The organism is Halanaerobium saccharolyticum (genome assembly GCF_003259895.1).
GTDB lineage: Bacteria > Bacillota > Halanaerobiia > Halanaerobiales > Halanaerobiaceae > Halanaerobium > Halanaerobium saccharolyticum_A.
In genome coordinates, this window is sequence record NZ_QLME01000043.1 from 1 (window position 1) to 8,889 (window position 8,889).

Sequence of the window (8,889 nt, forward strand, 5' to 3'; positions counted from 1 at the left end):
GTTCTAAAAAATAAAACTGATTTTCTCTGGCGGCAGGCTTCCAGGCCAATTGCCGTTGCAAGATGAGATTTCCCGGTACCAGCGGCCCCATACAGTATTAGATTTTCGTTTTTTTCAATAAAGCTTACTGTTTTCAGATCCTCAATTGATAGTGCAGAAGGTATTCTGATTTCATCAAACGAATAGCCTTCAAAGGTCTTAATAGTATAAAATTTAGCCTGTTTAATCAGTCTCTCTATCTTTTTGGCTTTACGGTATTCGACTTCATTTTGCAGTATTTTAAGTAGAAACTCATAACGATTTTCTGCTTCAATACTTTCAAAATTATCAGCTATGTTCTGACTTAACTTGAGAGTTTTGCAGCAGGCTGCAATCTGCTCTTTAATCATTGGCTTCAACTCCATCTGCTACAGTATAGAAAGTATCATAAAAACTAATATCAGGTTTTAGTTCAGGCAATTCAGGTGCATTTTTAGCTGCTAAATGACCATCAAGTTCCATAATCTTAGAGTTCTTTCTCTTAAATAGTACCTGAATACTGTCAGTATCACTTGCTCCATGAGAGATAGCATCTAAGAGTGCATCTACTGCAGCTTCAAAATTAGTTTCTTCTGTCAGTGTATTTAAAGTTTTTAGAGTTGCTCTTAAGTTTTCATAATCTAAGCCATCAAGATATTCTTTAGCCTCTTCAGGAAACAGATCAAAGATTCCAGTATATTTTAAAGCTGTTGGCCTTTTGGCTACCTGACTTAAATAAAGGAGCCAGTTAATTGATTCCTGTTTTAAGTCACCATAAAGCCTATCATGAATGACAATCTCTTTCAGATCCTGGTCTAAGATTATCACTTTCTCAGCTGTAAGTTTAACAAAAACATTGCTTTTGGCAAGACTGGGTTTAGTAGAATATCTGTGTTTACCTTTATGGATAGTAATAAAAGCATTAGCATCAGTTTTTTTAGAAACAACTATTGCTGGCTCAAATTCGACCTCAGGCAGCGGTAATAATGCCTTTAGATCAGCCTGAAATAATTCATGCTGAGTAGCATTTTTTCTGTAATGTTCACGATTCTGATCATCGTCAAGTTCAGTAAGTAATGATTTATTGAATTCATCTAAGTCATCAAATTCTGGTGGTGGCACAAAATAGTTGCGCCTGTGATAGCCTACTTTCCCCTCAATATTGCCTTTTTCATGTCCACTAGCCGGATTACAAAATACTGCTTCAAATCTAAAATGGTTTTTAAACATCATGAAGTGTTCAGTCAGCTTTCGATACTTGTTTTTCCCAATATCTGAAACCATACTGGAAGCATTATCAAAAACTATTCTTGAGGGAACACCACCAAGATAATTAAATATGTTAATCATGCCCTGCTCTAAACACTGCAGGTTTTCACCTTTAAAAAGCTGTGCATAACCAGTATTACTTTGTGGAAAGCTAAGATTTAAGTGACGACCTTCATAAAAAGTCCCATTTTCTCTAAAATCTGTTCTGCCAAAGTCAACCTGAGCTTCTCCAGGCAGATGTTTTAACGGTAAAAAGAATTTAGGCTCATCAGAAAATATTTCTTTCTTTTTGATTTTCACATATTCAGCTAACAATCGATAGGAGCAGTCATATTTACTGCCATAGAGTTCAGTTAATCTGGTATGTACCCTTTTCGCAGTATGACGCTGTTTTCTCCAGACTTTTTTATCAGCTTCAAGCCACTCATCAATAGTTTTCTTAAATGGGTCCAGCTTTGAGCCACGCTTGGATCTTTCAGGTGGTTCTAAAACTAGATTAAAATCAGTCATATCGAGGTATTTATTAATTGTTTTGCGATCATGACCCGTTTTTCTCATTATTTCAGCCACATTTAAACCTTTCTTAAAGTACAGTTTTTTGATATCATTAATATCAGTCATTGCTAATGTCATCTCCATTTTCCTCCCTTATATAAGTTGTGGTTGACTTAATATAAGGGTACGGTATTTTGGGGGTGACTGCAATGACTTTTTTTATTCTGCAATAATAGGGAATTTTAGTTTGCAACTTCCGGGAATACTACTTTGCAATTCCCGGTAATTTTAGTATACAACAAATATATGGAAGGACAAGTAGTTAGGTTAAGTGACAGTTTGGCTTATTTGTATCATGATATTCAAGACGGAATTATGAATGACTTTGTAACAAAAGATGAAATCGTTTCAATATGGAAAGAGGTAAGTCATATAGAAAATGAAAATTGGTTTCATATTTTAATTGATGATGTGATTAAATTTAGCAATGGAAATAATATAGTAGACTTTAGCCCTGAATTAAAAAAAGCTTATAAAGCTTTAAAACAGATCCATAAAGATAAAATTTTAGGAAATCCGAAAGTTAAAGAGATGGATGATAAAGGGGCTGAGTTAGTAGGACGGATGTTTGATTTGCTAAAAAAATATCCAGAATTATTACCAGATACTAAAAGCAATCAAAAAAAATTAGATGAAAATTGTTTAGAAAGAGTTATAGTTGATTATATCCAGTGGTTGGGAGACCAAATATTCGAAAAAGTATTAAATAATTATATTAAAAGAGTAAAATAATTTAATCCTTAGGATGACTTTTATAGAAATATGATTAAGTAAATTAATTTTTATTGTAAAATATTTAATATCATTCTTTAGATGTTTGAGGGGAACTGAGAATAATTTGAGAAAATCAATTTAATACTTGATTTTATTTTACTAGTTTAAAAGTTAAATTATGAAGGAGCTTATATTCATGGATGAAGTAATTTGTTTAGAATGTACAGGTTTAGTTGAAGCAACAAAAAAGTTAAGAAACAGAAATTTAATTGAAGTTTTTAATTATGATAAAGAATTTGATAATTTGTATGGCAATAGAATTAAATTTGATGATGAGAAAGATAATGAAGACGAAAATGGAGTATATCAAAAATGTAGTTGTTGTAGCAAAAAAATTTATAATGAAGATTATTATATTTATAAAGATAAAAAAAATAAATTTGTGGAAATGATTCTGAAAATTTTAGAAAAAGATATTATAAGTAAGATAGATTATTGTAGTAAATGCGAAATAGGAAAAGATGTAGAAGAAATTAACGATTTATATAAAAAAAAATATAAAGAAAAATTATTTGAAGGTGAAACGATAAGAGATTTTTTAGAGATGTATAAAATTCCTTCAAATTATTTTGAATATATAATTCCTAATTTAGAATGTAATAATTGTAATAATAAATTTAAAATAACTGATTCAAGTCATGAAATGAAAGATTTATATTTATATTCTATGAACAATAAAAAATTTGAGGAGCTATTTTATGATATAAATTTAGAAGATTTATATCCAAAAATGGAAACTTATGATATCTTTATTAGAGATATTGAATTTAATCTTTTTACAGAACTACTTTCTTTATATCCTATGTTAGGTTTTAAATATAGAATAGGAAAAAAAATATACAACTTATTTAAAAGAATGTATGAAAATAATGATTTTATTAAATTAGAGAATAAAAAGCTTTATCGTGGTCGCTTAAATCAAAAAGGAGCAAGCAAATTTGACGAAAATAAGATGTGGAATCCATCGCAAGGAATATCTACTCATGGAAGATATAATATTGTTGGCAATCCTGTTTTATATTGTTCTGATGATAAAGGAATTATTCCAAGAGAATTAAATTATTCTGATAAGCATTCTCTAGATATTGCTACAATAAAAATAGTAAATCCTTTAAAAATATTAGATCTAAGCAACTTTATGGGCAATTTTGGCGAATATTTATCACAATCTCCAAAAAAAAATAAAAAATTACATAATGAATATTTGCTAACAAACTATATCTCAGAATGTTGTAAAATGATTGGATATAATGGAATAAAATATAAAGGCGTAAAGGATCAAGATTATAATAATTATGCTATATTAAATTTTAAAAAAGATATAGATTTAAAAATTGTTAAAGTTGAAAAAGCTGAAGTTAAAATATTTTATAACTTATGATTAAGAATTCTATTAATACAACAAAATATACATTAAGTCCCATTGATAAAAAGTGTCACTATCTTTTATATATCAGTGTTGGTGGCACTTTAAATATATTTTTTTAATATATGATACAACATATTAAAGTAGATTTAAGTATTAAATACACTTTAATAGATAAAATATTATAAATTGAGGGGTGATTAGTAATGAATAAAGTTGAACCTATTCGTGATCGAGAAAAGATTGAAGAAGTGAAAATGGAGCTGCTAAAGGATAATTACAGAAATTACTTACTTTTCGTGGTTGGGATTAATACAGGGCTTAGAATTGGAGATATGCTTAAACTTAAAGTAAAGGATGTTAGAAATCAGACTCACATTATTCTTAAAGAGGAGAAAACTAATAAATCCAAAAAATTCTTCATTAACTCAGTACTAAGAAATGCCTTAGATAATTATATTAGTAATATGGCTGATCATGAGTATTTATTCCAGAGTAGAAATGGTAACAATCAACCATTATCTCGGAGCCAGGCTTATAGGATTCTAAATGGTGCAGGGACAAAAGTGGGTTTAGATAGTATTGGCTGTCATTCCACGAGGAAAACCTTCGGTTATCACCATTACAAGCAACATAAAGATGTAGCATTGCTTCAGGAGCTATTTAATCATTCTGCACCGAGTATTACTTTAAACTATATTGGGATTAACCAGGATGTTATGGATAATTCTATGAAGAATTTTTCATTATAAAATAAAAAATAATTGATTTAAATAATGAATTATATTAGTGGAATAGACAGATGTAAAATAAAAGGATAAATATTACTTTTGAATAAATGTAATGGTAATAAGGAGAAATAAATTCAGAAATCATGTACTTTATTTCATAAATAACTTAGTTATCTGACATTATAGCAAAAGTTACTGCAGCTAATAAGACCAAGAGAAAGGGTTTGGTTATCGCATGATGATATTTTTATACTTTCTTCTGGGTAGGAAAATAGAAACTGCAGGGTATTAACGAACCTGAGTGCACTAAGAAATAGAAAACCATGATCAATTTTATGAGAGGTCATAGCATTATCTTCAAAACTGCCGACTTATGGTTAAGTTTTTTGCGGGAAGACCGTGGCAAAAAAGAGGATAGAGGTTCGGAGTTTTGAAGATAAATGAGAAGTAATAGAGTCGATGTTGCTATAACAGACAGATAACATGGGATTAACGGCATGCCCTCTGGTACAAAGTTAGCACTTGAACAATTGCGGATATGAAAGCTAACTTTGCACCAGGTCTGTGGACATCGGGCACACCGCGAATCCCAGAATCGTTATATGAAATTGGGGCAACAAACTATTTGCTTTTGGAGATGAAGAGGATGAAAGAAATAGAAAAAAATATAAGAAAGCATTAGATAAGGCTTTAATATAATTTATTAAACAGAATCCTAAAAATATATTTACTAATAACGAAAAAAAAGCTTTTTTCTATAAATATATACAAAAATATCGAAAAAGATTTAAAAATTCAAAAACTTGTATGTTTCCAGATTGTAATGAAAAAAGTATTAAACATTCTCATACGATTCAAAAAAATGGTGGATTAAAAATGATTGCAGAAAAAAATCATGTTTATAGACCAGTATTTTCTTATGAAAAAAGTAAAATAACGATGAAAAAGACAAGTATCAATTATGCCTCTACTTTTCCAGGTTTTTGTATTGAACATGAAAGTACTTTTAATAGTTTTGAAAAGAATAAAGAATTTAAGTATGATAGAGATATTAAGTTGCAACTTTTTAGATCATTATGCAGAGAACTTCACGAAAAAAATATTTTATTAGAAAATAATATAAATAAAAAAAATGAATATAAGAACTATCAATTGGACAATTTTAAAAAAATACTTGCAAAATATTTACGAAAAATGAAACTAAAGAAGAAGTTTTATAAATTAATGCTTGATAGCAAAGATTTTAAAATTTTGTTTATGAATAATCTAATAGAAGATTTAAATAAAGATATTGAATCTTTATCGAATAACTATTTTAACCCTCTTTTCCGAGATATAGAAAAAGAAGAGAATAATATTTACTATCAGACAGTTTTAATAGAACATTTAGTTCCAGTATGTTTATCAGGATTGGCTAGTTTTAAAAAAGATAAAAGTACTACAAGAAATTATTTTATCTTTAACATTATTCCTCAAGAAAATGGTACTCTTTTTACTATTGCAACAAATGTTAAATTCAAAAATATTTTAGATAATTATATAACTCATTATACTCAAGATCCATTATTAATGTTAATAGCTATAGAAACTTTGATGATTCATGCAACAGATCACTGGTATATTAAGCCAAGTGTTTGGGATAAAATTCCTGAAAATCGTCGCAGAAAAATATTAAATGATATATTGAACTCTAAAAAAGGTTTATTTACTAATTATAATATTTCAATTTTTGATCAGACTAGAGAACATATGTTAAATATTTTAGATAAAGAAGATAATTGGAACCAATTTGATAATAAAACCAAGAAATTTTACTTCAATGAAAGAATGAAACTTATGAATAAAAAATCATATGATATTTTCACTTTAGAAGATTTAGAGAAAGCTAGTATCGAGTATATTAATAACTAATAGCCCCAACTTCATATAACATGGGATTGAAGATTTCGCTGCGCTCCATCCAAATTTATTCGGCAAGGGCAGTCGCCCTAAGCCTCATAAACTTCTTAAATCCCAGGGACGTTAGATGACAGAGCTAATGCAAGTTTTATCTTAATATTTGGATTTTAATTTATTATATCATTGATTTTGATATTTTATAAAATGAAAATTTGGGAGGGAAAGAAAAAATGCAAAGAAAATTAATAGAAATTGAATCGGAGTTAGTGCTTTCAACTAAAACTAAATTTCAAGATAAATTTAATTTTTATATGGCAAAGATTTATGGAGGAAATTATACACCTATAAAGCCTCAAGGTTCAATAGGGGATAGAAAAGTTGATGGATTACTTAATAAAGAAAAAATATTTTTTCAAGTATATGCACCAGAGAGAGTAAATACAAGAAAAACAAATAATAAAATTGATGAGGATTTTAATGGATTTATGACTCATGTAAATCAAGTGTGAATGTCAAATAATATTTTACACTTTTCGTTAAATAAGATTTTACACCTAAGATTTACCAAAAATGGTTTCTCTGTGAGTCAGCCTGTAGCTATCACCATCTAAATTGATGATTTCGCACTTATGAATTATACGATCTAAAATTGCAGCTGTTATAGCTTGATCACCTAATAATTCACCCCAGTCTGTTGGTCCTTTATTCGAGGTGATAATAATTGAAGTCTGACCATACAGTTTGTTTATCAGCTGGAAAAAGAGGTTGGATTCCTGGTTTTCCATTGCCATAAACATAATGTCATCAATAATTAATAAATCACACTTTAAAACTCTATTGAGTTTAGTTTTAGAAGATCTAATCATTTCAGCAGTTTTAAGCCAGTAAATTAAATCACTAATGCCTGCAAATATTACTTTGTAACCTTCGTTAATGGCATGAATTCCGAGACCAATACTAAGGTGAGTCTTGCCCAAACCGCTGGGTCCAAGCAGGACTATATTGTAGCCCCGCTCAAGCCAGGATAGTTCTTGTAGCTGGTTAAATTGTTTTTTAGATAATGACTGCTGCTCTTCAAGATTAAACTCAGCCAGAGTTTTATACTCTGGGAATGCCGCCTGTTTTAAGTATTTTTCCAGTCTGGCCGCTTCTCGTGCTTCAATTTCCTGATCCAGTATATACTCAACCAGTTTCTCACTGGAGAAGGCATTTTCAACAGCGTAAGATATGATTTCTGATATATTCTCAGAAGCGTTTTTTAACTTTAAAGCTTTAAATTTATTTTTTAGGTTTGAAATTGTGGTTGTCATTGATACCTCCAGTTTTAAGAATCAAATATTTTTTGATACACATCAAGGTCTCTTACTGCTGGTTTAGCAGCAAGTTTAGCTTTATCTTTTTCATTTAAGGCTATATTATCAGCTACCAGTAAAATATCATCAATTTTAGACTTGATTTTTTCTTTATCATAGAAATTGATAACATCTCTGAAATCACTGGCACTGTAGAGTTTATTACCAATACAGTATTCTAATGCTTTTGTGATAGTTTCAGAATCTTTATTCTCTAAAGCTTTTTCTATTACAAGCAGTTGATCTCTGATATATCGCTGTTTTTCTTTTCTGATTCTTGATAGAAATTTATCTGCTCTTTTGTGTTCAGGAAAGAGAAGAGTTATCTTTTCTATCAGTTTGTCAATATTATCAGATTTCTTTCTACCGTGATCTCTATTTTTAGAGAGTTTACCTTTTGTTTTAATTATTTTATGTTCTGCCAGTTTAGCTGTACTTTCAAAATCATATATCAGGTATTTATCACTGTCTTCAAGCACTTTAACATAACTTTCAGGACCCTGATAGGTACCTAAAGGAACAGAATATCTGTTACCTTTTATCGGGATAGTATTGTCTTTTCTCACCTGATAAGTTATACTTAAGTCAGAAGAATTATTTTTAATTTTTTCGAATACTGGCTTCAGGTATTTCTTTTCGACGGTGAATACCTGAGCTGGTATTTTTTTCGTTGTGCCATGTATTTTCCCATTAGCACGGCGTTCAAGCCACTTAAGACAATCCTCATTCCACTTTTCTAAATTGATAAATGTTCTATGAGCTGCAAAATTATTTTTCACATAGCCAACAACATTTTCAATACGGCCCTTATTATGTAAAGCTTTACATAAGAAGGGTTATGCAAAGTATATGATTATGTAAAGTAAATTCTTAGACTATAATGATAACAGGATAGTTTCCAAATTTACTTTACATAATTCCATTA

The 8,889-nt window shown here is 29.4% G+C and carries 9 protein-coding genes; 5 read left to right on the forward strand and 4 right to left on the reverse strand.

The window, feature by feature from the left end:
* Together C7958_RS15180 and istA are read right to left on the reverse strand one after the other, a co-directional pair.
* A partial coding sequence (locus C7958_RS15180; RefSeq protein WP_166668569.1) for an ATP-binding protein occupies positions 1-389 on the reverse strand: 389 nt, incomplete at its 3' end.
* Positions 382-1,908, reverse strand: coding sequence for an IS21 family transposase (gene istA, locus C7958_RS15185; RefSeq protein WP_375670026.1), 1,527 nt, complete (start codon positions 1,906-1,908; stop codon positions 382-384). The genes C7958_RS15180 and istA, both read right to left, overlap by 8 nt.
* Before the next feature lie 144 nt (positions 1,909-2,052).
* On the opposite strand from istA, the gene C7958_RS15190 reads away from it, so the two are divergent.
* The 5 genes from C7958_RS15190 (at position 2,053) to C7958_RS15210 (ending at position 7,121) form a co-directional block, all read left to right on the forward strand.
* The gene (locus C7958_RS15190) at positions 2,053-2,574 is read left to right on the forward strand and encodes a hypothetical protein (RefSeq protein WP_111573514.1); all 522 of its coding nucleotides are present in this window, start codon (positions 2,053-2,055) and stop codon (positions 2,572-2,574) included.
* Positions 2,575-2,752: 178 nt separating this feature from the next.
* On the forward strand, positions 2,753-3,997 hold the full coding sequence (locus tag C7958_RS15195) for a hypothetical protein (protein WP_111573515.1): 1,245 nt from the start codon (positions 2,753-2,755) through the stop codon (positions 3,995-3,997).
* A 191-nt stretch (positions 3,998-4,188) separates the two neighbouring features.
* The gene (locus tag C7958_RS15200; protein ID WP_111573516.1) at positions 4,189-4,734 is read left to right on the forward strand and encodes a site-specific integrase; all 546 of its coding nucleotides are present in this window, start codon (positions 4,189-4,191) and stop codon (positions 4,732-4,734) included.
* Between the two features lie 855 nt (positions 4,735-5,589).
* The gene (locus C7958_RS15205; protein ID WP_111573517.1) at positions 5,590-6,624 is read left to right on the forward strand and encodes a hypothetical protein; all 1,035 of its coding nucleotides are present in this window, start codon (positions 5,590-5,592) and stop codon (positions 6,622-6,624) included.
* Between the two features lie 218 nt (positions 6,625-6,842).
* On the forward strand, positions 6,843-7,121 hold the full coding sequence (locus C7958_RS15210) for a hypothetical protein (protein ID WP_111573518.1): 279 nt from the start codon (positions 6,843-6,845) through the stop codon (positions 7,119-7,121).
* Between the two features lie 45 nt (positions 7,122-7,166).
* On the opposite strand, the gene istB is transcribed toward C7958_RS15210, so the two are convergent.
* Both istB and C7958_RS15220 read right to left on the reverse strand, forming a co-directional pair.
* Positions 7,167-7,922 (reverse strand): IS21-like element helper ATPase IstB, encoded by a 756-nt coding sequence (gene istB / locus C7958_RS15215; RefSeq protein ID WP_111573519.1) that lies wholly within the window; start codon positions 7,920-7,922, stop codon positions 7,167-7,169.
* Positions 7,923-7,936: 14 nt separating this feature from the next.
* Positions 7,937-8,743 (reverse strand): hypothetical protein, encoded by an 807-nt coding sequence (locus C7958_RS15220; RefSeq protein ID WP_111573520.1) that lies wholly within the window; start codon positions 8,741-8,743, stop codon positions 7,937-7,939.
* Positions 8,744-8,889 lie beyond the last annotated feature (146 nt).